Genomic DNA, 24,982 nt, shown 5'->3' with positions numbered 1-24,982 from the left:
TGACCCATTGGGTATCTTCTGGTGGAGATAATGTCCGGTTCCGCTCTGAAACACAACCCGATAAGATTACCAGTGGAGCGAAAAATAAATATTTCTATATCATCTACCAATCCCTCGACAAAGTTTTAATCCATAAACAGATAGTTAACTTAAAACGGTTGAAATGAAAAAAGAGAACTATACTTATGACAATATAATCGATTTATCTGTCCTTCATCATTTTATAAATTGCTTCAATACGTCAATGTCAGGGAAGGTCTCTGTTTTCGGAACAGTCGTACCGTCAGGATAAATCAACGTCCCGTAAACTCCTTTCTCTTTCTTTTTCGGGCCTATGCTCCGGACTAATTTATCTGAATGTAACAGGGGATAAAATATAATAGAATTGATATTTAATGCGGAGTACCGCTCGTTCATTTCGCCATCATATATCCATATGTTTTTTTCATAACCACCAATAAAACCCTCACTTAAATATGGAAAATAATCTTTTGAAATTAAACCATCGCTGTTGATTCTTTGATGACCACCACCTTGATTCACCGCAAGGTAATCAAATGCCAGCCTGATGCGTTTTAACACCGACTCCGTACCCTGGCCAAACTGTACGGTATTTTTGTATTGCAACCGTATATCAGCCACAGACAGGTGCCATTGACAACGCCCCCCGCCTTGCCGGGCAAGTTTCACATCAAAGAAATTCTCTGTACTATCTTTTGGGGATAACGGAAATTCCATTGAGTTATACCCGGGAACTTCATAAGCTTCTCCGGATGAATTATGTCGGGTGCGTTTACATATTTCTGAACGATAAATTACCTTCAATGGGAGCACGAGCAGTTCGGCAGGTATTTTTACGCCCACTGTAACCCATTGGGTATCTTCTGGTGGAGATAATGTCCGGTTCCGCTCTGAAACGCAACCCGATAAGATAATCACCAAGGTTAAAATAAAATATTTCTCAATCATAGTTCAAACTCCTCAAGGTTAAGTGGTTTTATATATTCCAGAGCTTCATTTCCTCCCTTAACCCCACGCGTCATATCCAGCGTCGATGCGACTACATCATGAATTTCAATGAAAGCACTATTTCTTGTAAACTCTTCCACTGGGGAACTATTTTCATACGTTTTCATTTGCTTTAAAAATCTCTCTCTTTTTATTTTCCTCATCATGATCAACGTTGGCTGAGTACATTCTTTAAGTTGGTTATTAAGATAACTCAAATATTGATCTGGCATGGAATGTCTGCCAAGGTTCGTTGCATGATCTAAATCAGGGTTAGTATAGGGAGGAAACCAGTCTTCTTTATCTATCTTTGTTAATAACTGCGTAAATCTTTTTTGTGCTTCATTCGCCTTTTGGCTGGCCTCTAAAATAAGTTCAAGAACCAAATACAATCTGGTCTGAACAGGAAGTCGTTTACGGATCCTGCGGCATGAAGAAGGGTTGTTGGGTACTTTACACTCCTTCCATTCCGTCGTTTGGGTGGTGTTAAAAAATACGGCAATACTTCCATGATGCCAAAAACATTCCCAAAACTTCAACCCTAGCGCTTGAGGCATGAGTTCTATTACCGACCAGAAAAAACCCAGCGTGCCACCTACCGGCCCCCATAAGTCATAAAACCAGTCTCCAGCATCCGGTCCACGGCTTCCGCCTGCATCTCTGCGGTTATCAGAACCCCTTTCCCGCCGCGTACCGCCACCCAGTCATCCGTGCGCAACTCGGCCCCCTCGCCCCGCAGCGCACGCTGTGCATCCACGTTATGCCCCAGGTTCAGTTGCGTCTTACCGCCGTACTCGGTACTGAGCTTGACGTGCTCCTCGCCCCGTTTGTCTTCCATGCGCAGTTTGTTGTTCGCGGGCGTGCGGATGACGTTGCGGGTGTGGTTTGCCTGTGTCACGTGGTCCGGATGCCGGGAGTCGTGCAGCGCGTGGGCGATATAGGGCCGGTCCGGGTCACCTTCATGGAACGCCACCGCCACTTCTGTGCCCTGTATCAGCGGGAAGTGAATACCGTAGGTGTCGCCGCCGTAGGGTTTGGCCAGACGAACTGGCATGCTCTCGTAACCCTGCTGTTTATCATCGCGATCCGCATCAAACTTAACCCAATAAAGCCCGCTCTGATTTAAATGAGCATATTGATCATTCTTTTTCGGGCTTGTAACACGTGCCATTAGCGTGCCGCTAATCACTGGCCGAGGTTTTAGCGGTGGTCTCCAGCAGCGGGTTTCACTGTAAACGGTCGCCATCAACACCACCTGTAGCGCTTCCTTTCGGCTTGCGCTGAATGAAACCGCCGTAACCAGCAAGTTGTTACGCACACTGGCAGGAAGCGTTGGGACAGATGTGGATTCCGTAATATTCAGGACCTGAGCCGGGCTGAGGCTAACATCGGTCGATAATCCCGTGATTGTCGCTTGTGAGGAGAGGTAACGTTCATGTTCCAGACGCGCCCAAAAATTCCCTGTCTCAGGCGATGGCGAAACCTTATCACCCGTTTCAAGATGACGTGGACGATAGTGGTAAACATCCCCGTAAGTCACCCCGTCACCCCGTCACCTTCACCGTAAGTCATATCAGTTTGTGCAGAAAATAATATTTTCTGAGCCTAGCGATGGTTATAGTCCCCGGCAGTAACCGATGCCTGCACCGTAGACTGTTGGAACTGAATATCCCAGACTGAGTCGATGCCATTGTCATTCATTCCGGAAGGGCTATTCAGCGGTAATGTTTTGCCAAACTCCCATGCGCTTTGTTTGTCAGCAAAATAGATGACCTCAGTGCCAGCATCAGGTTGAAGCCTGAAGAAGAAGAAAATTCCAACTTCAGAAAGCAGACGTTCAATAAAAACCAGATCGCTCTCTTGATACTGATTAATTTGTTCTCTTTTGGGATATTCCATTACCAAATCAAAATTATACTCCCAGTCTTTTAAACCATGTTCTTGTAAAATTTTAGTAACAACTTCAGGAACTGACATATTAATAAAGAAGCGGTGTGTGCGAAATTGGTTTTTCAACAACGCGACAAAAGGTTCAATGATTATCTGATAGATTGCCTGGTCTTTTGAACCACTGATACGATGGAAAGATGTCACAATACCATGTACCATTTTGCGGGCAGTTAACTCACTTAACTTCCCCATTCCCATGGTCAATGCCGTTGATTTTCCAAGTATCGATTCGGCCGCAATGTCTTTATCCTGGCTGGAAAAATGTACTACATATCGATACAGCGAACTCATTTCCTCTGTACCATTAAAGTTAATAACATCCAGCACTGACTTGCATGAAGGGATATACAATTGATAACGATTCAACGTATTTTCAGATATAAATGACATCCCACCGCCAAGTGATTCATCCATTCCCATATATTTAACCCCTGTAATTTTATAAAGAGTCACTTCCAGAACGAAAACTTACCCTCAACGCATTATCTTTATTAAACTGACTAAATCTTTTTTCTTGTTAGTGACAATGGAAAAAGTAAATCGACGGTTGTCATTTGATATCCAAAGCTCTTCTCTTCCATTATCAATATAATCATAGTGATGAAAGCCAAGACCTGTCAGATAATCACGAATAATGCCCGCATCACCACCGTAAAAAATAATAAGATTTGTTTCCCGTGTACTTCCATCAGGAGAAATATATTCAAAGTAATAATTATTTGATATCCTTGGAGCCTGCTTGATGTCCACATCAGTATAGAAATAGTAATCAAAAAAATCGTTTTCCCGATATTCTAATTTATCTGGCCAAGGTATTAACAGCGGTGACAAGGAAATAAAAACAATCGTCACCAGTATTATTTTACAGTAGTTCATTACCATTCACCTTGACAAGAATGAATAATAACCGCCATCCCCGGTGATAATTTCTACCCGACCCGAAGTGAAATCACTCCACGGTTGCACCCATGTCATAAATGAAGGCAGGCTTCCTTTATAGGGTTTATGGACAGCACAGTTATCCAGGGGATCTGGAAACAGTAATGGTAAAAATCCTTTATTCTTATATTTACCTATCGGCCCATAAAAATCCCATCTACTCAGTGCCCGCTCTTTACTGACTAAGCTCAGTCTTGACTGGTAGTTTGAGGGAAGGATTGCCCGGTAGAAGCCTAAAAGATCGGATGTAAGATCCTCACCGCTAAATCCACTGTCGGTATACCAACTAAAACACCAATTAGATTGCAAACTTTCAAACAAGCGCGCCGTCATCATCATCATAGCTAACGCAACGCTGCTTTTCTCACATGCAGATAAACCTTGTTTGATACGCCACTTAACAAATTTTCCTGTACCAAACTGGCGATGATATACAAACATCTTTTGGCTATAGGTGACTTCATAATAACCATCACGACTTGATTCACCTCGTTTTATATCTAACAGTAGGTTTTTAATATCGCTTCCCTGCGCATGGCCTATATCTATCCATCCCAATATTTCGCTATAAACGAGCCCCGTTTTACGATCCGATGTCCACTCGTAAGGTTCAATAATATCGTTACGTTTACTCATCATTAAATTCCAGCATAATTCCCTCTTCATCACGCCAACTTAAAGTAAGTTGCTGAGGTTTTTGCTGCCGGGAAAGATACGTTAACAACTGCTGGCTAAGCACAGGCAAGATTTGTTGGTTGAGCAGACTATCAATATTCCTCGCCCCCGTATCCGGTAGCAGACAAGCGGCTGTCAGGGCATCAAAAAGGTTCTCGGATATCGTCGTGGTGATACCGTAGTGGCGCTGCAATCGCTGGCTAACCTGATCCAGCTTCATTTGTACAATCGTACGTAACGCTGGTTCACCGAGCGGGTGGTAGATAATCGTCTGGAAGCGAGCCAGTAGTGCTGGCTGAAAATGGTCGCGCAAAAGTGGGCGCAGCAGTTCGTGCAACTCAGACTCTGTGGTTTCCGGCTGTTCTTCCAGCAGTTGCATCACTGCGTCGCCGCCAAGATTGGAGGTCATCAGAATAACGGTATTGCGAAAATCAATTTCACGACCTTCGCCGTCACGCATGAAGCCACGGTCAAATACCTGGTAAAACAGGTTCATGACATCACGATGCGCTTTTTCTACTTCATCCAGCAGCACCACGCTATAGGGACGTTTTCGCACGGCTTCGGTCAGGATCCCTCCCTGACCATAACCCACATATCCCGGAGGCGAGCCCTTGAGCTGACTCACGGTGTGCGGCTCCTGATATTCAGACAGATTAATAGTGATCAGCGATTTTTCACCGCCAAACAGAATGTCGGCCAGGGCCAGTGCCGTCTCCGTTTTGCCGGTTCCACTTGGTCCGGTAAGCAGAAACACACCCTGCGGGCCGTTTTCCGGCGTAAGACCCGTTTTTGATGCGCGCAGTCGTTGCGCGATGGCATTAAGCGCATAATCCTGTCCGACAACGCGTTTTCCCATCTGAGTTTCAAGCGTCAGCAAGTCTGCCTGGGAGTCCTTCATTAGTGAAGACAACGGTATACCGGTCCAGTCGGCGATCACCGTTGCGACAGTGCGCGCGTCTACCTCCGGAAACAGTAAAGGATGCCCCTGCTGAAGCACACTAAGCTGCTGCTGCAATTCAACCGTTTCCGCCTGACGGGAAATATCACGGCGGCTGGCCAGCAGTTGCTCGGTGAGCGATAATTCCTGGCCATACTGGGTTTCGCGTTCATCCAGCTCGACAAGCAGACGATTTTCCTGCTGTTCAATGCTCGCCAGCCTTTCACCATGCTGACCATTTCCTAGCGCGAGATCGGCAAGCAACGCCTGCTTTTCAATTTCAAGCGCGGTGATCTCCGACCTCAAACGCGTCAGTGGTTCCGGAACGGTATCAAGGCTCATCCGCACTCTTGCACCTGCGGTGTCCAGCAGGTCGACGGCTTTGTCCGGCAACTGCCGCCCGGTAAGGTAGCGGCGGGAGAGCGTAACAGCGGTTTTAACCGCGTCGTCAGTGATGTGAACGCCATGGTGTTCCGCATAGTGTGATTTCAGACCGCGCAGCATCAAACAAGCAGTGTAATCATCCGGCTCATCCACTTTAACCATCTGAAAACGCCGCTCCAGCGCAGCATCACGCTCAAAATACTGTTTATATTCGCTCCATGTGGTCGCCGCGATGGTTCGTAATTCACCTCTGGCCAGAGCGGGTTTTAGCAGATTGGCTGCGTCAGCGCCCCCCGCCTGATTACCGGCCCCAATGATGGTGTGTGCTTCATCGATAAAGAGCAGAATCGGTATTGGCGATTGTTGAACGGCATCAATGATATTTTTCAACCGCTGCTCAAACTCACCTTTCACCCCTGCGCCAGCTTGTAACAGCCCAAGATCCAGCGTGCGTAACGTCACCGCTTTCAGGCTATCCGGCACGTTACCTTCCGCAATACGCAGCGCCAGCCCCTCCACCAGAGCGGTCTTGCCGACGCCGGGTTCTCCGACCAGAATGGGATTGTTTTTTCGCCGACGGGACAGCACATCCACCATTTGACGAATTTCATTATCGCGACCAAATACCGGGTCGATATCGCCGGCACGCGCTTTCGCAGTGACGTCCTGCGTAAATTTATCGAGCACGCCTTGTAATGCTGGCGACAACGTCGACTGAGCCAGGCCAGGACGCGATTCATCATCAGGAGAAATCTGCGCCAGAGCGGCTTCCTGCTGTCTTTCCGGCCGCTCATCCGACTGGACATTTAATAGCGGCAGGAGGCGTTCCAGTTGAGTATGTCCGGCGCTCAGAAGAGGCCACAGGCCATCACACTTCAGTAGTGAAGGCTTGCCTACCAGTGCCATCAGCAGATGCACACCCCGTATCTGCGAATTTTCATCCGTTGCGGCGCAAAGCCACGCTTGTTGCATTAAAGAAAGAAGCGCATCAGACAACTGTGGGCGGCTTTTCACGGAACGAGGCTGATCATCCAGATGCGCCAGCAGCGACTGCCAGAGATTGTCGATATCCCATTCATAGCGACGAGCGATGACGGTAATATCGCCCTCCCCCTGCTCAAGCAACTTCAGTAACCAGTGTTCAGGCGTGATTTCTGCATGCGCGCGCGTCTGGCATAACGATGCTGCCGCTTCAAGCGCCTGAGCACAGTAAGGATTGAGACGACGTAATAACACTGCTGACTGGTGTTCCATTTGGTTCCTGACTCCCTGTATTCAGGCACGCTACCGCCCGTAGCCTTAATCCAATGCCCATAAGGTAATAAGTGACGTTGATACTCTCTGCTTAACCCCACTCCGGACGCTCAGCAGAGGGCATAAAAAACGGATGAGGAAATCCTCATCCGTTAGTGCATTACGCGGTGGTACGCTCGTTCCAGGCGTCAGAATGAATAATGTTGCCATCCTTATACGTCCAGACGATCTTCTCGTAGCGCAGTTCAATCTGCTCCAGGTGGTTGTGCTTCTCTTTAGCCGGATCCTTGATGTCGTACATCACTGGGTTTACTTTCACCACTTTCACGTTGTGTAGCGTGGTGTTGAAGTATTCCACTTCCTGACCCGCATCATTAATGCGATACCATTTGAACTCTGCCTGGCGCAGGGTCTGACCGGTCGTTACAGCCTTGTACAGATACGGGCTGGAGGCGTCGATTTCCTTCGTGAAAAGGAATGGGGTATGGATACGCGTCCCGGTCAACTTACCGGTGTTGTTATCGGTAGGGATGTACAGGTTATGTTCCTGAGCCACTACTTCGATACTGCCCACACGGTCTTTCACGTCAACAGAGCCTTTGATATCCGCACCGCCGTCGTCTTTCAGCCAAAGGTAGACTGGAATTGCCATAACTCTTTCTCCATTTTTACTTCGCTAATGCGTCACCGCCTTCCGGTGACGGTTCCTTCATTCCCGGTACCCGACAGGCATCAGCCTGCGGAACCAGACTGATCTCTACACGGCGGTTGGCAGCCCGACCCTCCAGCGTATCGTTGGTTTTGTAGGGATGTGATTCACCGTAACCCTGAACGGCAAAGCAGCTCTCTGCGACGTCACCGGTATCACGCATCCAGTCGCGAACAGATTCCGCACGTTTGAGAGAGAGCTGCTGATTAGATTTATCGTCACCCACATCATCGGTATGCCCGGCAATGACTATCAGCCAACCGGGTCTGGCTTTGATATTGACCAAAGCTCGAATGAGTACTTTTGTTGAACTCGCTTTTAGCGCCCATTTGCCCGTATCAAACAGCGACATGCTGTCGAGACGCACGGTTTGCGGGGAGGTCGCTTTTGGTTTTTCAGGTGGCAACCAGTCGCTGATTGCGGCCTGCAAAGGTGGGATCAATCTCATCCCCTGGTACAATCCCATTGAAAGAGAAAGGGGTTCGCCGCGCTGATACCAGCGATCAAGCCGCTGCGCATCCCGACGAAGCTGATCCTGGGCCTGAATCTTTGGCTCGACAGGATTGCCGCTAAGATGGCGGTATAACGTCAGATGATCGTTTGTGACCCTGATGAGATGCTGGTTATTGATAAAGCTGCATGCCATCGCCAGTCCGACAAAAATGCCGCATAGCAGACCACTTATACCCACCGTTCGTTGCAATGCTGTCAGTGCCCGGCGGCGGGATAAAAAAGGCAATGCTAAATCAGGAAAAGGCAGCAGCTCGGACCCTGCAGAAGCCGCAGGAGAAATCGTTGTCTGATCGGTAATATGCCGTTGCCACAGATTATTTTCACAGACCGCTAATGAGGTGAAACACGCAACCCGTAAAGCAGAGAAAAGTGGCGGAACATGGCGCCCTGCGTCGCCTTGTACCCTCTTCAGCCAACCCAGTAAGGTATCTAACCATACGGCATGTGTAAGATGAGAATGGCGAGCCGAGTGCTCTTGCAATGAGAAAGGAACACAATCATCTAATCCTGTAGCCGACTGCACTTCAGCATCCTGAGGAGTGCGAATAAACCAACGTACAGTCTCATTGCATTGAGGAGAATTCAGCCAACAACACAGCCAAAATGGCGGTATACCTGATAACCAACGCCGACTCTGGGTCACCACCCGCCGCCAACTGAGTAGCATGTGCTTAAGCGCATCTTCATCATTATGCCATTCCGGGATTAACGCCAGCATCACGGAAACGCGCATAAGAAGCCCCGGACGCTGCACAGCTATCCGACGAACCAGAGCACTATAATGCTCCGGGGATTGAACAGATAAATACCACCCCTGTGAACTCTCGCAGGAATCGCCACGTCCGGCAAATAAGGGGGCAGTATCGCCACATACCAGCACAACAGGCCCACTGAAACTCTCTGGAGGGAGCGGAATGTCATGAGCAGAATGCGCAGACGTCAACCGACCATACTGGCGCCAGCCATAAATGATTCCAGGAATGGAAAGCAGTAAAATAAAGACGGTAAGACCACTGCGAACACTCGCACTTAACGGACTGAATCCCCAGACCAGCAACAAAGCCAGCACGGTCGCCAGTACATAGTTCACGATCCCTCGCAACTGAGCCATGTCTTAACCCTGCCCAATAAGCTGAGCAATCTGCCCTTGTAAGACATGAGAAAATGTGAGCCATAAAGCACCTAACGCCAGCGCGCCGACAAGCCATGCCAGCCACCAGCGGCGCTTACCGCCAGAGAAGCCGGAAGCCCGCATGATGACTGGCGCATCGTGCTTTAATTTAAAAGGCATCGCCTGAGTCGCCAGCGCTTCAAGAACATCTTCACGACGTTCGTCACCTTGCTCACGATAGCGCCCCACAAAACCGAGTGTGATTGCGCGATAAAAACAGGTTAATACGGCGGTGTCAGGAACGGGCTCGCGCAGAACGGTACGGATGCGCTCCCAAAGTTCTTCCCCGGCATTGGTGGTGTTGAAATAGCGGGCCTGTAAAGGTGTCGCAAGCCAGGTGATATAACCGCTATCCTGACGGTTGCGGTTCAACACGCTTTCATCCAGTAATGCACATTGCGTATAGAGCATGTGCTCAACGCTGTGTTCGCTGTATCCCATGTCACGCAATGCTTCACGTGCAGAATCAATCCATTGGCAGGCCCGGCGATAGAAAGCAGCACCATCGTCGACTTCCGACCCATCGCGTAATTGGCTTACAGCAAGCCAGGTTGGCCAGAACACCTGATCAATATCCTTATTCATTTATTTCAATCCCTTAATACTGCAAATAGCTCAAGTTGAATCTCTCCCAACGTTCCCGGCACATAGAAAGCGCAATTACCGGCGTCCAGCATGGACTGGGCGGCTGGATGATTAATCTCAAGAGCAAAATATTGATTTTCCAGTCGTAGTGGGATAGCGGCGGGTACATGCGTCAGCGGTTTTAATGGAATGCCGCTGAGTGCCACATTGACGACATCTGACACATCAGCCCGACTCCCGGCTTTACACAGTTGTGGAAACTGTGTCAGGAGGACATGCGCTGGAAGAGCCGAACGAACGGACAGATAAAAATCAGCGCCTTCACGCAGTCGGGCATCCGACAGAGCGCCATACCAGAACTGTCGCTCCTGCGTCAGTTCAATCGCGACAACGCGAGATGGCAGGCTGGCTTCCAGTAGTTCCACCAGCAGTGCAAACAGTGGCGGGAATACCTGCTGCGGATTTGCGTGCTGGTATGGAGGTACAACGCTGACATCATTTTCTAATGAAAAGGTCAGCAGGCTGCCGGCTAACCGCGCCAGCTCACGCCACAAAAGCTCGGGGTGACGGCCTGGGTTTTGCAGCATTTCTTTCAGAACAGGCTCCGAGCTATTAAGCGCATTCAGCAGCCAAAATAATGAAACGTCTGCTACCGCAAAATCCGCCATTCGTTCATTACTTTCACGGCGCAAGGCCATCAGGCGGCGACAACGGGCCTGGATACGGTGTACCAAATCACCGAGCGAATTGATTAATGAGGGGCTCGCTGAGAGTGAAAGCGAGGGGGGTAAAAAATCGCGTGCCAGCTCCCATTGCCCCTGAGCATTACGAATAAGGCAAGCTACCGGACAGGTCAGATAAGCGCTGTTATCGTCGTGGGCATACCGAAGGGTAATAGCATGCCGCAGCACCGCCATATCAGTCCTTTCCTGGCCTGCAAGATCCTGCACTGGCAGCCATTCCTGCTGCCAGCGACACGGGCGGCTAACGCCGTTGCCTGATGAAAGATTACCGCCATTAGCCGAAAGCAGTGGCAATGCCAGCACGATATCAACGCTGTTGTAACCAGCAAGGTGCGATAAATCACACGCCGGAGGCAGGTTATCTGAAATACCTGTATCCACTAACGTTCCGTCAGGAAAGCGCACCACCAGATTAACGGGATTCAAACGGGAAACCGTTAGCGCACTTTCGTCAAACTCCGCGCTGATGACACCCCATGGTGAGGAAAGTGACATGTGTGCCACTACGTCAGCGACATAGGCATCCCAACGTGTCTGCTGCTGAAACTGCTGGGGAGCCAGAAAGGCCCCCTCGCTCCATAACGGACGGTAGATCTTCATCGCACCTCCTGTGCGCTGCGTCGTTAAGATTTCGACTTAGGCATTTGTGAAACTAACGACAGACTGACGTCCATACCTTCAACCTGGAAATGCGGAATGGCATACAGGCGCACACGGAAGAAACCGGGGTTATCCTCAATATCCTCTACCACGACACGCCCATCACGCAGCGGGTGTGATGCCTGCAAGTCATCGCCAGGATCGGTCATTTCGGTTACCAGACTGCGCAGCCAGTTATTAAGTTCAAGCTCAAGCAGACGGCGATCTTTAGTCGTGCCAATATTTTCCCGCTGCAGGATTTTCAGGTAGTGAGCGATACGAGAAAGCAGGAAGATATATGGCAGACGTGAGTTAATCCGGCTGTTAGCCGTCGCTTCCGGAGTATCAAACTGCGCAGGTTTTTGAGCCGAGTTAGCAGAAAAGAAGCAGGCGTAATCACGATTTTTATAATATGAAAGCGGAATAAAGCCGAGATTAGCGAATTCAAACTCACGAGTTTCCGGAATCATTACCTCAGACGGGATTTTCACCTGATTACCTGTACCCAGATCGTACAAATGGATAGGCAAATCTTTAACCGCACCGCCCGCCTGTGGCCCACGGATCTGGACGCACCAGCCATTCTTGATAAAACTTTTCACCATGTTCACAGCGAAAGAGAAAGAGGCGCTGGTCCACAGATATTTTTCGTGATCCGGCCCCTTAACTTCTTCAACATAGTTAAAACTACGTACCGGCACGGTATCAGGGCCATACGGCAGACGCCCCAGTACACGCGGCATAGTCAGCCCGATATAGCGTGAATCGTCGCTATCACGAAATGCTTTCCACTTGATGTATTCAGCACGTTCGAAATAATCATTGATATCTTTTATGGCCGCGACTTCTTCCATATTTTCTTTCAGGAAGAATTTAGGCCCCACGGAACCAATAAACGGCATATGACAGGCAGCCGAGACGCCAGAAATATTGCGCAGCAGTGCAATATCCTGCGGGCTGTTATCAAATTCGTACGCTGAAATCATTGCCGCAATGGGTTCGCCGCCTGGTTGGTCATATTCTTCAATATAAACATGACGGTATAACCCACTCTGAATAAGCTCCGGCGCGTCGTCAAAATCATCACGTAGCGCATCCTTGCTGATATCCATCATTTCTACACGGACATTTCGGCGAAAATCGATGCCGGTAATCATCGAATGCAAACCACGCCAGAGCGATTCTTGTTTTTGAAATTCTACATGATGCATAACTTCATTAACCTGGTCGCTAATCTGCTTATCCAGGCGAGCAATCTGCTCATCGAGCAGCGTTTTATCCAGACGTTCCAGGGGCTGCGCAGCATCCGCCAGACATGAGACCAGAACCTGAATCGCAGCGGTCACGCGTTCAGCCGGCGCGGCATCAGATAGCGCTTCATCGCTCTGCCACGCATCGATATTTTTTAATGTCGAAACCGGGGCAAGATTAATTTTGTCAAAGAGAGACTGATAAACGCTGCGTTCACTGGTCGTGGTGGTCGCGACTGAAGAAGTATGTTCCTGAACAGACATCAGCATATTCCTTTTATGATCCTTTACTATTCCTGCCGATTAAGCGGAGGAAACCCTGTATAGCGTTAAATCTCTTTCGGCATCATGGTTGCCAGTTCTTCACGCAGTTCCTGACTCAGGGCTGGATCTTTAAGGATGATTTCCAGCTCGCGACGAAAAGCGGCGTTATCGAGTAAGTTAGATTTCAGGTCACGCAATAAGTTACGCATAGCTAACAAAACGCGTAATTGTGGGATATTCCTTGCGACCTGTTCGGGTTCAAAATCGCGGATATTTTTAAAGGTAAGGTTAATATCGTCTTTTCTGTCATCGCCAGCCAACGTATTTTTAACACTCAGATTAACTACTGGTGAGAACTTAGCCAACACATCGTTAAAATTATTCTTATTAATATCAACCTTTTCGCGCTCCGATAATGGTCGTTGTTCTCTACCATTACTGAAATCCCCCACGGTCAAAAGCTTTAACGGCAATTCAACCTTTTTTTGCACGCCTCCGGTATGTAAATCTAACTTAATATTAACGCGTGCCGTCGGCACTTCACTCTGAAAACTGTCACCCATACGTCCCTCTCAGACCGGCGATTCCTGCCGATGTTTTGCATTTCCTGACGGAGCACTTTTCCAATTGCTCAACGTGTTTCTTACAACGTCATTTCTGTGGGCAGTCAACAATGACCGTTAATGACAATTAATGATTATAATTAGTATGTCGATGTAATCCGATATATTCCACGCGGGAAAACATGATCGGCATCACTAATCAACCAAATAACATATTAGTGATATTTATTTAAAATCAAAATCAATAAAACATTTATTTAATACAAGCAGCAGGAATTAATCATCGTTAAAAGCATTCATCAACCAAATGCATTTAAGCTATAAAACATCACCCAAGAAAATACTTATGAATTTATATATACACTACGTAACTTATTTAAATATAATCAGCACCAAGTTAACTGTAAATTAAAAAATCCGGAGATAGACTCCGGCTTTCGTATTGCAATCAGAAACATGCCAAAAGATTACTCTTCCTTTACCACAATCAGCGGTTCGATATCGCTCTCTTTTTTAATCACCAGCGACTCATCGCCGCGCAAGCAGGTCCCGCCGTAGTTACCGCCTACGGTGAAAGTACAAACCTGAATATATTTACCGGCAATGTTTGGCAGACACCAAAGCTGCTGGTAAATGTTCTTCTGCTCGGCAAACTTACCGCTGGTTTTATCCAGCAATTCTTCCTGATGACTCACCAGATCGATGTTGCTGCCACAGCGTCCTGCAATAGGTTTCACCGCATAACCGGTTTGCGCCAGCTCTTCATTAACCGTGAAATCGGTATCAAGCAAATAGCGGTGATGCGGAAAAAGCTGCCAGAGGATCGGCAAAATCGCTTTGTTGCCTGGGATCACCGTCCAAAGAGGTTCGAAGACCAGCACTTCCGGGCGCAGCAGCACGTCGATTAAACGCACTTCCTGATTGGTATGCCCGGTACGAATTGGCACCGCGGCGTACTCCGTTTCGCTAACCTCTCGCACCTGCTCTATCGCAGTTTCCCACGCCCAGGTTTTCCAGACACAGTTCACCAGGCGACCGTCACCGTCAATCAGTTGACCGGCATCATCCCAACGTAGCTCATCGAGGCCATGCAGAATTTTGCTGTCAAACCCAGCCTGACGCAGCGCCTGCTGCATAAACTGTGCATGGTAATTTTCCTCTATATCTTTGTCCTGCATGATGTGGACAAAAGGACGCGCGCGGCTGTGCTTCCAGGCACCCGCCAGTTCGTTGATCAACCCTTCAGCCGGGTTGTGTCCCTGCCCTGTGTAGCCCCGCTCAGCCCATCTTTCGAGGATCAAACCGGCTTCGGTATGGCACGATGCGGAATCGGCGTTGTACTCATACACCTTCAGCCCGCGTTCATCCATACAGAAATCCATACGCCCCGTAATCATATGATGCCGACGACGCTGCCAGGAAAGGCGCAGTCGCGGCCAGAGGATTTTCGGAATATCGAACAGCGCCAACAGGTTGTCGTCTTTCAGTACCTTGTCGGTCGCGTGCAGGTACATCAGGTGCAACTCGTTCGTGGCTTTGATCAGCTCCTGCTCGGCACTCTCGGTAATGGTGAAGTACTGATGCGGATCCTGATTAATGACGTGGCCGTTGGCCAGCACGTAGGCTTTTTGCAGCGGATCCTGCTCATCCAGCCATTTACCGTCAAACTGTCCGTTATCTTCCAGTCGCGCACCGCCAATTTTCAGCGAGTCATTGGCGATTTCCGGCTGCGGCAGGCTGTAACGAGTATCCTCGGTCTGGATCATCCAGCCAAGGATGGTGGTGTCGTCAAAGGTATCCCGCAGAGTGTAGCAACCGTTTTCAACCACCATCTCCAGCTCGCGGGTCCACTGCTGTCCGGGAGGCAGCGGCGTATGGAGCACGTTCTGTTCGGCAATACGGATTTTGTTTTCCAGCAACTGGGTGACGACCGCCACATGGCCGGTATCTTTAAATTCGCCGCCTTTTTGCCAGATAAGCAACGCGCCTGCTACCGGTGCGCGGGGTGAACCATTGGGAAATGCCTGTAACGGCAGGATATTGTCATTCACCACTTCACGCAGGAAGCGTAAGGAGAAGATCTCCCAGGCCATGCCTACATCGGTGAAGACCACACCATAGTTAAGGAAGAGAAAGCGGCGTGCGAACTCTACGCACTGCCATTTGTGGCCCATGTATTCGTCGTCGATATAGCTGCGAAATGCCGCATCATCGTCGTAGTCCCGTGGGTCAAGGGAGCTGTAATCTGAAGAGTAGATTGCTACGCCGCCTGGGGCGTAGCCCAATAATGTCCCGAATGGGGCATCCTGACTGGTCGTTCCTTTGCTCATGCACCTTACCTCAAAACAATACAGCCTGAGCAGGTTGGCGTGAATTTTTCGCTCTGATTGCCTGCTCTGCGACACTAACCGGACAGAGGTCGACATCATCATACACCTCAACGCAGCGGCTGGCGCTCAGAGGCGAAAAATTCACAGCAGGATCTACGCCTGGGTAAGGATTACCGGCACGCTTTTATAGGCCGGAGTCAAACTTTGTGTATCCACCGCGTCCAACGAGAGCAGGACATTCGCTTCAGGCAGATACGCGCCAATTGAGCCCTCCGCCATGTTGTAAATCACCACCGTTAAACCGTACATGATGCGATCCGCACACGGCTGACCGTTGTCGTCCAGCGCCTGAACGTTAACCACATCACCCTGGTTCAGACCACGAGCCGCCGCTTCCTGGGCGCTTAAAAACACCACATCCCGACGACCAGTAATGCCACGATAGCGATCGTTCAGACCATAAATCGTGGTGTTGTACTGATCGTGGCTGCGTAGCGTCGCCAGCACAAGCGCAGCAGCAGGCTGGTTCTCCCGCTCTACCGCCCGCTGATGGCTGACGATAAAGTTGGCTTTGCCATTTACCGTTCGCCATTCACGGCGCGATGCAGGGGTATCCATACGAAACCCGCCCGGTTCAGCAATAAGGGCGTTGTAGTCGTGGAACGCCGGGATCACGGCTTCAATGGCATTACGGATCAGCGCGTAGTCCCCGGTCAACGCTTCCCAGTTTACCGGCGAAAGCGGCAGCGTGGCGCGCGCCATGCCCGCCACAATCGCGGGCTCTGATTTTAGCCAGCGGGAAGCCGGTTTCAGCGCGCCACAGGACGCGTGAACCATCGACATCGAGTCTTCGACGGTCACCGACTGAATGCCCGTCGCCTGCATGTCGCGCTCGGTTCTGCCCAACGCGGGGAGCAGGTAGTTATGTTTTGCCAGCAGCAAATGCGATCTGTTAAGTTTGGTCGCAACGTGAACCTGCAGATCCAACTTTTTCATCGCCGCAAAGGTACGCTGCGGCTGCGGCATCGCCACCGCCAGATTACCACCCATGCAGATAAGCGCTTTTACGTCTCCGCGCTCAATGGCGCGAATACTCTCCACGCTGGAGCGGCCATGTTTGCGCGGAACGCGGATAGAGAAATGCGTCTCAAGGCGTTGCAGGAATTCTTCGGACGCCGCTTCGTTAATACCCACGGAACGATCGCCCTGCACGTTAGAGTGACCGCGCAACGGGCAGATCCCCGCCCCCGGCTTACCTATATTGCCTTTCAGCAGCAGCAGGTTTACCAGTTGCTGGACGTTCTCAGTGCCGTTTTTATGCTGGGTGATGCCCAGACCATAACAAACGATAGTGGCACTGGATTTACTGTAGCTGTGCGCCAGATCTTCCATCTGACTGCGCGTCAGGCCTGAGTCCTGTTCCAGTTCCGCCCAGCTACGCTGGCGTAAGTCATCATACAACGCGGCATATCCGGCAGTGTGATCATCGATAAACGCATGATCGAGCGTCGGTTGTTGATCCAGTAAGATCCGTGCCTCATCCATTTCGATCAGCGCCTTCATGATGCCTTTGAGCAGCGAGGCGTCACCGCCCATTTTTACCTGGTAGTAGTCGTGGCTCAGCGCCGTCGCCTGACCGGTGAACATCTCTTTCGGACTTTGCGGGAAGCTAAAGCGCTCAAGCCCCCTTTCGTTCAGCGGATTAATGGAGATAATTTTAGCCCCGCGTTTGGCAACGTCGCGTAAGGTGGTCAGCATGCGCGGATGGTTAGTGCCTGGGTTATGCCCGATACAAATCACCAGATCGCAGTGGTCAAAATCCTCAAGTTCAACGGTCCCTTTTCCAAGGCCGATAGCCGGCGTTAGCCCTGCGCTGGTCGGTCCGTGGCACATGTTTGAGCAATCAGGGAAGTTGCTGCTGCCATATTCGCGGGCAAACAGTTGATACAGGAACGCCGCCTCATTTGACGTTCTGCCGGAGGTGTAAAACTCAACCTGCTGGGCTGAATCATAACTGTGCAGACGCTCGCCGATTTCCTGAAATGCGATATCCCAATCCACCGCTCGCCAGGTATCTGATGCGGCATCGTATTTCATGGGATGCGTCAAACGACCGATATTTTCCAGCTCATAATCGCTGTAGTGCCAGAGTGCGGAAACCGGGTGACGGCTGAAAAATTCCGGTGACGCTTTCTTGTTGGTTGTCTCCCAGGAGACCGCCTTAACGCCATTTTCGCACAACTCCATTGGCGCCCGATGCTCTGGGTCCGGCCACGCACAGCCTGGACAGTCGAACCCTTTAACCTGGTTCATTTTGAACATCGCGATAATGTCGCGGGCGACAGCCTTTTGCGAAAACAGCGAAGCAGTAACGGCTTTTACCGCGCCCCACCCACCCGCCGGGCCCTGATAACCGCTTACTCCTGGAACACCTTTTTTCATTATTACTGCTTATTCACCACCAATTTTTGATGGTGAATACGGTAGCAATTTCCGTGCAACATTGATTTCCTCTTCATGGAGTACGGGCCAGGTACAATGAACGGGTTAGATTTATCTTCCCCTTTCAGCACAAAACGGCATAAAGTCCCAATCTGTTAAATTGAGTTCTACCTGGCTGCTACACTGCATCAAACAACCACTCAGAAGGCAGATCACTATGTCAGACAATACCTATCAGCCCGCGAAAGTCTGGACGTGGGAAAAATCGAACGGCGGCACGTTCGCCAATATCAACCGCCCTGTTTCCGGCGCCACCCACGAGAAAACGCTGCCGGTTGGCAAACATCCGCTGCAGCTCTATTCGTTGGGAACGCCAAATGGGCAGAAAGTGACGATTATGCTGGAGGAGTTGTTAGCACAGGGCGTGAAGGGCGCGGAATACGATGCCTGGCTCATCCGCATTGGCGATGGCGATCAGTTTTCCAGCGGCTTTGTGGAGGTGAATCCGAACTCGAAGATCCCGGCGCTACGCGATCACTCGCAAAACCCACCGGTTCGCGTATTCGAATCTGGCGCAATCCTACTCTATCTGGCGGAAAAATATGGTTATTTCCTGCCGCAGGATTTGGCTAAGCGTACAGAAACGCTGAACTGGTTGTTCTGGTTACAAGGCGCTGCCCCGTTCCTTGGCGGTGGCTTTGGTCACTTCTATAATTATGCGCCGGTTAAAATTGAATACGCGATTAATCGCTTCACCATGGAAGCCAAGCGCTTACTCGACGTGTTGGATAAACAGCTAGCGCAGCATCAGTTTGTCGCCGGAGATGAATACACCATTGCCGATATGGCGGTCTGGCCATGGTTTGGTAATGTGGTTCTGGGCAACGTGTACGACGCGGCAGAGTTCCTTGACGCCGGAAGCTACAAGCACGTACAGCGCTGGGCAAAAGAGGTGGCAGCGCGTCCGGCGGTTAAACGTGGTCGGATTGTAAACCGCACTAACGGACCGCTGAACGAGCAGCTTCATGAGCGCCATGACGCCAGCGACTTCGACACCAGCACCGAAGATAAGCGCCAGGGCTAACGCAAGATGCCGGATGGCGGCATAAATGCCTTATCGGGCCTACATCTAAGGCATAGGCCCGATAAGCGCAGCACTATGAGGCACAAACCGGTTGTCACGCGCTGGTGACGTCGTACTCCATGCGGCGAAGTGCGTCTAACGTGGCTTTAGCTTCATCTTCATCAATGATGCTCATGGCGAACCCTACGTGCACCAGCACCCATTGCCCGACCAGCTCAGCCGTATCACCTTCACAAATCAGGGCAATATTGACATCACGTTTGATGCCGCACACTTCAACCTGCGCAAGTTGGTGAATATCTTCACCAACGGCCAGAACCTGACCAGGGACTCCAATACACATATCTGACTCCGCCCCATAGCAACCTATGGGTTATTCGACTTCAATACTTTTCACTTTCAGTGAATCGCCCGCATCAACTCGCAGACGATCCCCCTGACAATGTGGGCACTGCGCATCATGCTGGGTGATTTCCACAACCTGACTGCAATCCCAGCACCATGCCTGGGCTGGCTTGTAATCAATATGCAGCTCACACCCTTGCGCCAGCGTCCCCTGACAGACGATGTCGAAACTGAAACGCACGGCGCTCTCTTCAACGCAGGAGAGCGCCCCGATTTCCAGCCAAACGCCGGTTACTCGTTTGACACCGTGCTGCTCTGCCTGCTGTTGAACAATCTCAACCGCGCTCTGACAAAGGGACAGCTCATGCATTTTCGCAGTTCCGACGACCCAGCAGCAGCGCGCGGCGATTGAGCTGCGGCGCATTTGGATCGCTCACCGGCAGCGATAACAGCATTCGCGCGCAATCGTCAGTCAAGCGTACGCCTTCCTGCGACGACATATTGTGCGAAAGCGGTGACATCAGTGAACAGGAAAGGTATTGCGATACGCCCTCCAGTTCACCAACGGTAAAGGTCATCTCGCCATACGGCAGACGCAGCCCGATTTTTTCGCTGACTTTACGTACCGGCCAGATCTGGTCTGGTCCAGGGAAAATCAGTGCGCTGAGCATCCAGGGTGTGATAACACACCCCGTCCACTGCCCTTCAAACAGCGTAAAATCAGAGACATATACCGGCATGTTCGGATGCAGAAAAGAAAGATCGTGCATCGAGCGCCGGGCAACCTCTTCAAACGCTGCCTGAATCTGCATCTTCGGGGCCGTCTGAAAACCGACAAACTCCTCAGACATGAGCCGCCTCCCGAGGGATCGCTTCAACGCCTGATTCGCGAAGCGCGGCAAGAACCTGCTCAAGCGCAGGTTCAATCATCGCTTCGACCGTTGGCGTTAGCCCGATATGCGGCTCCAGCGATTCCGGAATAATGCCGACTAACGTCAGCTTTTTCGGAAACTCGCCGGTGAAACGCAGGGCCGACAAAACGTCGGCCAAGCCAAGCTGGTGCGGTGAGATTTTGTTGGTAAACAACGCCGGGATCTCTTCATCCCGCAGGACCATCATCGTTCCTGGCGTGTTTTTCTTCGACACAATAGCGTCAGCAATGATCAGATGATCTCTGTTCGCCATATCGCCGAGAAGCTCCATCCCAGCCGTACCACCGTCCAGAACATCAACAAAGTCTGGCAGGATGTACCGTTGCTCTAATGCCTCAACGATACGTACCCCGATGGCTTCGTCGGTCAGCAAAATATTGCCGACCCCTAAGACTAATATCCGCATTACAGAACCTTAACTGAGACCACTTCGTTCCCGTCAACGTCCACCACATGCACCGCACATGACATACAAGGGTCGAAGGAGTGAATGGTACGAACCACTTCCAGCGGTTTGTTTGGATCGGCAATCGGCGTTCCTACCAGCGAGCGCTCATACGGTCCCACTTCATCATTAAAGTTACGTGGGCCAGAGTTCCAGGTTGACGGTACAACCGCCTGGTAGTTGCTGATAATGCCATCTTTAATCACCATCCAGTGAGACAGCATACCGCGCGGCGCTTCGAGGAAACCAACACCTTTGAATTCGCCCGTTGCCGGAATATCCGGTTTCACGAAGGTGGTGTGGTCGCCTTTACCGATGTTCACGATCAGCGCGTTGTACTGATCCTGCAGAACGTTCTGCAGTTCACAGCAGTGAACGGTACGACCAATAATACGGCCCAGCGTAGAGTGCAACTGCGACACTTCGATAGTTTTACCGGTCAGCTTGGTGTAAATCGCGATGATTTCATTCAGCTTGGCATGAGTAGACTCGCGTTTGGCCGCCAGTTTACACAACATGTTGGCCAGCGGCCCCACTTCAACCGTTTTACCGTAGAAGGTCGGCGCTTTAACCCAGGAGTACTTACCGTCATCTGACCAACCGGTGTAATCAGGAACCGTTGTACCTTCCCACGGAGCCTGCGGCGCTTCGTCTTTGTACCACGCGTGTTTCGCACTCTCCTGAATCCCTTTGATCAGGTACTCATCGGAGTGAGAGGTGATCGGACGATAGGTCGACAGATCTTCATTGGTGATGTAACCCCCCGGGAACAGGAAGCTGCCGTTTTTACCGTCAGTCGGGAATTCCGGTGCGCTCAGATAGTTAACCGCACCCTGACCACGTTCCAGCCACTCAGGATAGAACGCCGCAATAACCGCAGTATCTACCTTGTAAACCTGCTCAACGAAGTCGCTCAGCTTATCAATGAAAGACTTGATGTACATCAGGCGTTCAAGGTTCAGCACGCCAAGACCGTCGAGGTTAATTGGGTTAGCAACCCCCCCTACTGCCAGGTTCTGGATGTGCGGCGTTTTACCGCCCAACAGCGCCACAACGCGGTTGGCATCACGCTGGCATTCCAGTGCCTGCAGGTAGTGAGCGACCGCAATCAGGTTCACTTCCGGCGGCAGTTGCATTGCCGGGTGACCCCAGCAACCGTTGGCAAAAATACCTAACTGACCGCTGGCAACAAGGTCTTTAATCTTGTTCTGAACCTTAGTGAACTCTTCTGCGCTGTTCAGGTGCCAGGAGGACACACCGTTCAGCATGGCAGACGCTTTCGCTGGATCGGCCTTCAGCGCAGAGGTGATATCCACCCAGTCCAGCGCTGAGAGCTGATAGAAGTGAACAATATGGTCATGCGTGGTGTGCGCGGCCAGAATGATGTTACGGATATACTGTGCGTTTACCGGAACATCAATATTCAGCGCGCTTTCTGCAGCACGAACGGAAGAGATAGCGTGAGTGGTCGTACAAACGCCACAGATACGCTGCACAATCATCCAGGCATCGCGCGGATCGCGGTTTTTCACAATCTCTTCCATGCCGCGCCACATGGTACCGGAAGCCCATGCTTTAGATACCACGCCATTTTCGATTTCGCAGTCGATGCGTAAATGACCCTCAATACGGGTTACCGGATCAATAGTAATTCTCTGGCTCATGCTTTGCTCGCCTCATGACGATTTTGATCGTTTTGTTTTAAAGGAGGAAGTATCGGCAGTAGACGAATGAGTACGATGTATGCACAAATCTCAATAGCCACAAAACCAATAGAAATCAACAGTTCTTCCCAGGTCGGGAAGTAGTGGTAGCCACCACCAGGATTGAACGCCACCAGCGAATAAGACAGACGCCATGTCGCACAACCCAGCAATGCGCTCAGCGCAGACAGATACAGCATGCGCGAGTCGTTACGCAGCTTAGTGACGCGCAGCACCACCAGCGGGAAGACCATCAGCACGACCTCAAGCCAGAACATGGCTGAGTAGAAATCGCCTGCAAACGCATACGACAGCTTGTCGCGATAGATCAGTTCGCCAAAGCGCAGAACCACGAAAATCGCCAACAGCACGCTGATGGTGTTCGTCAGCTTGATGAACAAACTTTTCTCGTCAGGGCCGTTACCTTTCAGACCAGCTTGTACCAACGAGCCTTCAAAGATGACGATCGAGAAGCCCATAATAAAGGCGGTTAATACCGAGAAAAGCGGCAACATTTCATAAGCTTGCCAAAGCGGATGTACTTTATAACCCGCAGAAATCATCAATGAACCCATTGAAGACTGGTGCATGGTTGGCAGCAGCGCGCCGAGGGCAATAATAAAGAACATCACTTTATTCAAACGCTTGAGAGAAACTTTCCACCCCAGACGTTCAAACAGAGCCGGAGCAAATTCCAGCGCCATGATGCCGATATAGATGGTCATACAGACCGCCGTTTCGAACAGTACCGAGTTCACGTTGAAGTGACCCGGAATGTAGAAATACGGCAGATTCCAGTAACGACCGACGTCAATGGTGATCGACAGACCGCCCAGCGAGTAGCCAAACAGGCTCGCCAGCAGCGCCGGACGTACCAGCGGATGGTATTGTCCTCTGTTGAAAACATACACCGCCCACGCCAGCGCCCAACCGCCGCACGCAAAGCCAGTACCAATCAACAGGTCAAATGCAATCCATACCCCCCATGGGAAACCGCCGTTCAGATCGGAGACTGAACCCAATCCGAAGACCAGACGTTTCACGATCAGGAGCATGCACAGGACGATAAGCGGCCCAAAAATAATGACCGGTTTGCTGATTATTTTTCCGCCCAGCGGTTTAGGATCATGACTCATGATCGTCTCCTCCATCGTGATGGTCGTTTTTCGTGTTACGACGAACCAGCACGGTTAAGCCCGCCAGCGCAGCCAGGGGTAGTATCATGCCCTTGTACAGGGAATGTTGAACATGTTCGGAACGCGCACCGGTTGAAAGATCATCCAGTTTCGGCAGATCCAAATCCTCGTAAGGAACACCCGTCAGCACCATAACCTGCGTACCCCCCCCCTCATTCTCACCGTACAGATGGGGGTAATACTTCGGTACCGTATGCAGGTAGGTATCGCCTGCTTTCACCGTTTGACGCGGATAGTGGTATTCGCTGCCAGGCTTCAGCGCGAGACGTTTTTTCGCCTCAGCCATCAGCTCTTCACGGGTACCAAAAATCACCGCACCGGCAGGACACACTTCAACACAACCCGGTAAACCGCCTTTGTCCAGACGCTCAACGCCTTTCTGGTTACAGAGTTCACATTTGTGAAGCGCACCAAACGGGTTGTTGTAGTCGTACTTAGGCACGTTGTACGGGCAGGCAACCATGCAGTAACGACAGCCTGTACAGACATCTTTGTCATAGTGGACGATGCCGGTTTTCGGATCTTTCTTCAGCGCGGAGACCGGGCAAACGGAGACGCAGTTCGGATCGACACAGTGCATGCACTGTTTCTTAATATATGCGTAGCCATTTTCTTCCTGGTCTTTGTTCACACCTGTTCCGCTACGCCACACCTGGATGATGTTATTGGTATACGGAGACAGTTTGTCGTTGTTCGACCAGGTCTGCTCGCCTTCCGGGTTACGCGCCGGGAAGTTGATATCCTGACACTTGGTGACACAGGCCTGGCAGCCTACGCACAGCGTCGAGTCATAGAGCATCCCCAAAGAACCAGGGATCGGCGGACGGTTTTCTGCAGCCGCATGGCTGATGGACGGCGCGGCGCCCAACAGCAATGCCCCGCTGGAGGCTGCTTTAATAAAGTTACGTCTGTTCACGG

Annotated in this window: 21 protein-coding genes and 1 pseudogene; 1 reads left to right on the top strand and 21 read right to left on the bottom strand. The window is 50.7% G+C overall.

Translation table 11 applies throughout. The annotated features are described in order from the left end of the window. Positions 1-216: 216 nt before the first annotated feature. The 14 genes and pseudogenes from OGX99_RS10570 to OGX99_RS10505 all read right to left on the bottom strand — a co-directional run bounded on the left by OGX99_RS10570 (position 217) and on the right by OGX99_RS10505 (position 18,359). Positions 217-969, bottom strand: coding sequence for a hypothetical protein (locus OGX99_RS10570; protein WP_210905357.1), 753 nt, complete (start codon positions 967-969; stop codon positions 217-219). Further along, on the bottom strand, positions 966-1,565 hold the full coding sequence (locus OGX99_RS10565) for a hypothetical protein (RefSeq protein WP_286543479.1): 600 nt from the start codon (positions 1,563-1,565) through the stop codon (positions 966-968). Before OGX99_RS10565 ends, OGX99_RS10570 begins: the two co-directional genes overlap by 4 nt. A 71-nt stretch (positions 1,566-1,636) precedes the next feature. Further along, positions 1,637-3,378: pseudogene (locus tag OGX99_RS10560) on the bottom strand (type VI secretion system Vgr family protein); the annotation flags it as partial. A gap of 54 nt (positions 3,379-3,432) precedes the next feature. Beyond that, a complete protein-coding gene (locus tag OGX99_RS10555) occupies positions 3,433-3,834 on the bottom strand; it encodes a hypothetical protein (protein ID WP_151217701.1) in 402 nt (133 codons plus the stop codon). A gap of 6 nt (positions 3,835-3,840) precedes the next feature. Beyond that, positions 3,841-4,533, bottom strand: coding sequence for a hypothetical protein (locus tag OGX99_RS10550; RefSeq protein WP_151217907.1), 693 nt, complete (start codon positions 4,531-4,533; stop codon positions 3,841-3,843). Then, entirely contained in the window at positions 4,526-7,150 is a 2,625-nt protein-coding gene (tssH, locus tag OGX99_RS10545) for a type VI secretion system ATPase TssH (RefSeq protein WP_286543475.1), read from the bottom strand. The genes OGX99_RS10550 and tssH overlap by 8 nt, the downstream gene beginning before the upstream one ends. Positions 7,151-7,310: 160 nt before the next feature. Beyond that, on the bottom strand, positions 7,311-7,802 hold the full coding sequence (gene tssD / locus OGX99_RS10540) for a type VI secretion system tube protein TssD (protein ID WP_003024437.1): 492 nt from the start codon (positions 7,800-7,802) through the stop codon (positions 7,311-7,313). A 16-nt stretch (positions 7,803-7,818) separates the two neighbouring features. After that, positions 7,819-9,483: an OmpA family protein gene (locus OGX99_RS10535; RefSeq protein ID WP_286543472.1), complete on the bottom strand. Its 1,665-nt coding sequence runs from the start codon at positions 9,481-9,483 to the stop codon at positions 7,819-7,821. Between the two features lie 3 nt (positions 9,484-9,486). Further along, on the bottom strand, positions 9,487-10,128 hold the full coding sequence (tssL, locus tag OGX99_RS10530; RefSeq protein WP_151217704.1) for a type VI secretion system protein TssL, short form: 642 nt from the start codon (positions 10,126-10,128) through the stop codon (positions 9,487-9,489). A 5-nt stretch (positions 10,129-10,133) separates the two neighbouring features. Then, positions 10,134-11,471 carry a type VI secretion system baseplate subunit TssK gene (gene tssK, locus OGX99_RS10525; RefSeq protein ID WP_252838761.1) on the bottom strand — a complete coding sequence of 446 codons (1,338 nt, stop codon included), beginning with the start codon at positions 11,469-11,471 and terminating at the stop codon, positions 10,134-10,136. 23 nt (positions 11,472-11,494) lie between these two features. Continuing rightward, entirely contained in the window at positions 11,495-13,024 is a 1,530-nt protein-coding gene (gene tssC / locus OGX99_RS10520; RefSeq protein ID WP_187253245.1) for a type VI secretion system contractile sheath large subunit, read from the bottom strand. Positions 13,025-13,089: 65 nt separating this feature from the next. Further along, positions 13,090-13,587 carry a type VI secretion system contractile sheath small subunit gene (gene tssB / locus OGX99_RS10515; protein WP_210905366.1) on the bottom strand — a complete coding sequence of 166 codons (498 nt, stop codon included), beginning with the start codon at positions 13,585-13,587 and terminating at the stop codon, positions 13,090-13,092. A 467-nt stretch (positions 13,588-14,054) separates the two neighbouring features. Further along, on the bottom strand, positions 14,055-15,917 hold the full coding sequence (gene gss / locus OGX99_RS10510; protein ID WP_187253246.1) for a bifunctional glutathionylspermidine amidase/synthase: 1,863 nt from the start codon (positions 15,915-15,917) through the stop codon (positions 14,055-14,057). 153 nt (positions 15,918-16,070) lie between these two features. Next, on the bottom strand, positions 16,071-18,359 hold the full coding sequence (locus OGX99_RS10505) for an FdhF/YdeP family oxidoreductase (RefSeq protein WP_286543464.1): 2,289 nt from the start codon (positions 18,357-18,359) through the stop codon (positions 16,071-16,073). Positions 18,360-18,576: 217 nt separating this feature from the next. Between OGX99_RS10505 and yghU the strand changes: the two genes are divergently transcribed. Next, entirely contained in the window at positions 18,577-19,443 is an 867-nt protein-coding gene (gene yghU, locus OGX99_RS10500; protein WP_210905368.1) for a glutathione-dependent disulfide-bond oxidoreductase, read from the top strand. Between the two features lie 94 nt (positions 19,444-19,537). On the opposite strand, the gene hybG is transcribed toward yghU, so the two are convergent. Genes hybG through hybA form a run of 7 tightly spaced genes read right to left on the bottom strand, consistent with a single transcriptional unit; the run spans position 19,538 to position 24,980 of the window. Then, complete coding sequence (gene hybG, locus OGX99_RS10495; RefSeq protein WP_003024459.1) at positions 19,538-19,786, bottom strand: hydrogenase maturation factor HybG; 249 nt, start codon at positions 19,784-19,786, stop codon at positions 19,538-19,540. Positions 19,787-19,816: 30 nt separating this feature from the next. Beyond that, positions 19,817-20,158, bottom strand: a complete 342-nt coding sequence (gene hypA, locus OGX99_RS10490; RefSeq protein WP_003024462.1) for a hydrogenase maturation nickel metallochaperone HypA — start codon at positions 20,156-20,158, stop codon at positions 19,817-19,819. After that, entirely contained in the window at positions 20,151-20,639 is a 489-nt protein-coding gene (hybE, locus tag OGX99_RS10485) for a hydrogenase-2 assembly chaperone (RefSeq protein ID WP_210905369.1), read from the bottom strand. The genes hypA and hybE overlap by 8 nt, the downstream gene beginning before the upstream one ends. Then, positions 20,632-21,126, bottom strand: coding sequence for a HyaD/HybD family hydrogenase maturation endopeptidase (locus OGX99_RS10480; protein ID WP_003024473.1), 495 nt, complete (start codon positions 21,124-21,126; stop codon positions 20,632-20,634). The genes hybE and OGX99_RS10480 overlap by 8 nt, the downstream gene beginning before the upstream one ends. Then, a complete protein-coding gene (gene hybC, locus OGX99_RS10475) occupies positions 21,126-22,829 on the bottom strand; it encodes a hydrogenase 2 large subunit (RefSeq protein WP_003024476.1) in 1,704 nt (567 codons plus the stop codon). Before hybC ends, OGX99_RS10480 begins: the two co-directional genes overlap by 1 nt. Beyond that, a complete protein-coding gene (gene hybB, locus OGX99_RS10470) occupies positions 22,826-24,004 on the bottom strand; it encodes a Ni/Fe-hydrogenase cytochrome b subunit (RefSeq protein WP_115601464.1) in 1,179 nt (392 codons plus the stop codon). Before hybB ends, hybC begins: the two co-directional genes overlap by 4 nt. Continuing rightward, a complete protein-coding gene (gene hybA / locus OGX99_RS10465; RefSeq protein WP_187253248.1) occupies positions 23,994-24,980 on the bottom strand; it encodes a hydrogenase 2 operon protein HybA in 987 nt (328 codons plus the stop codon). The genes hybB and hybA overlap by 11 nt, the downstream gene beginning before the upstream one ends. Between the last annotated feature and the right edge of the window lie 2 nt (positions 24,981-24,982).

This window comes from Citrobacter sp. Cu096 (genome assembly GCF_030332285.1).
GTDB classification, from domain to species: domain Bacteria; phylum Pseudomonadota; class Gammaproteobacteria; order Enterobacterales; family Enterobacteriaceae; genus Citrobacter; species Citrobacter meridianamericanus.
The sequence above is the reverse complement of the archived record's forward strand: the minus strand, read 5'-3'. Positions and strand labels throughout refer to the sequence as shown.

Bases quoted from the DNA above. Each gene is read 5' to 3' on its own strand.
- OGX99_RS10570 (WP_210905357.1), bottom strand. From the start codon at position 969: ATGATTGAGAAATATTTTATTTTAACCTTGGTGATTATCTTATCGGGT.
- OGX99_RS10565 (WP_286543479.1), bottom strand. From the start codon at position 1,565: ATGCCTCAAGCGCTAGGGTTGAAGTTTTGGGAATGTTTTTGGCATCAT.
- OGX99_RS10555 (WP_151217701.1), bottom strand. From the start codon at position 3,834: ATGAACTACTGTAAAATAATACTGGTGACGATTGTTTTTATTTCCTTG.
- OGX99_RS10550 (WP_151217907.1), bottom strand. From the start codon at position 4,533: ATGAGTAAACGTAACGATATTATTGAACCTTACGAGTGGACATCGGAT.
- tssH (WP_286543475.1), bottom strand. From the start codon at position 7,150: ATGGAACACCAGTCAGCAGTGTTATTACGTCGTCTCAATCCTTACTGT.
- tssD (WP_003024437.1), bottom strand. From the start codon at position 7,802: ATGGCAATTCCAGTCTACCTTTGGCTGAAAGACGACGGCGGTGCGGAT.
- OGX99_RS10535 (WP_286543472.1), bottom strand. From the start codon at position 9,483: ATGGCTCAGTTGCGAGGGATCGTGAACTATGTACTGGCGACCGTGCTG.
- tssL (WP_151217704.1), bottom strand. From the start codon at position 10,128: ATGAATAAGGATATTGATCAGGTGTTCTGGCCAACCTGGCTTGCTGTA.
- tssK (WP_252838761.1), bottom strand. From the start codon at position 11,471: ATGAAGATCTACCGTCCGTTATGGAGCGAGGGGGCCTTTCTGGCTCCC.
- tssC (WP_187253245.1), bottom strand. From the start codon at position 13,024: ATGTCTGTTCAGGAACATACTTCTTCAGTCGCGACCACCACGACCAGT.
- tssB (WP_210905366.1), bottom strand. From the start codon at position 13,587: ATGGGTGACAGTTTTCAGAGTGAAGTGCCGACGGCACGCGTTAATATT.
- gss (WP_187253246.1), bottom strand. From the start codon at position 15,917: ATGAGCAAAGGAACGACCAGTCAGGATGCCCCATTCGGGACATTATTG.
- OGX99_RS10505 (WP_286543464.1), bottom strand. From the start codon at position 18,359: ATGAAAAAAGGTGTTCCAGGAGTAAGCGGTTATCAGGGCCCGGCGGGT.
- yghU (WP_210905368.1), top strand. From the start codon at position 18,577: ATGTCAGACAATACCTATCAGCCCGCGAAAGTCTGGACGTGGGAAAAA.
- hybG (WP_003024459.1), bottom strand. From the start codon at position 19,786: ATGTGTATTGGAGTCCCTGGTCAGGTTCTGGCCGTTGGTGAAGATATT.
- hypA (WP_003024462.1), bottom strand. From the start codon at position 20,158: ATGCATGAGCTGTCCCTTTGTCAGAGCGCGGTTGAGATTGTTCAACAG.
- hybE (WP_210905369.1), bottom strand. From the start codon at position 20,639: ATGTCTGAGGAGTTTGTCGGTTTTCAGACGGCCCCGAAGATGCAGATT.
- OGX99_RS10480 (WP_003024473.1), bottom strand. From the start codon at position 21,126: ATGCGGATATTAGTCTTAGGGGTCGGCAATATTTTGCTGACCGACGAA.
- hybC (WP_003024476.1), bottom strand. From the start codon at position 22,829: ATGAGCCAGAGAATTACTATTGATCCGGTAACCCGTATTGAGGGTCAT.
- hybB (WP_115601464.1), bottom strand. From the start codon at position 24,004: ATGAGTCATGATCCTAAACCGCTGGGCGGAAAAATAATCAGCAAACCG.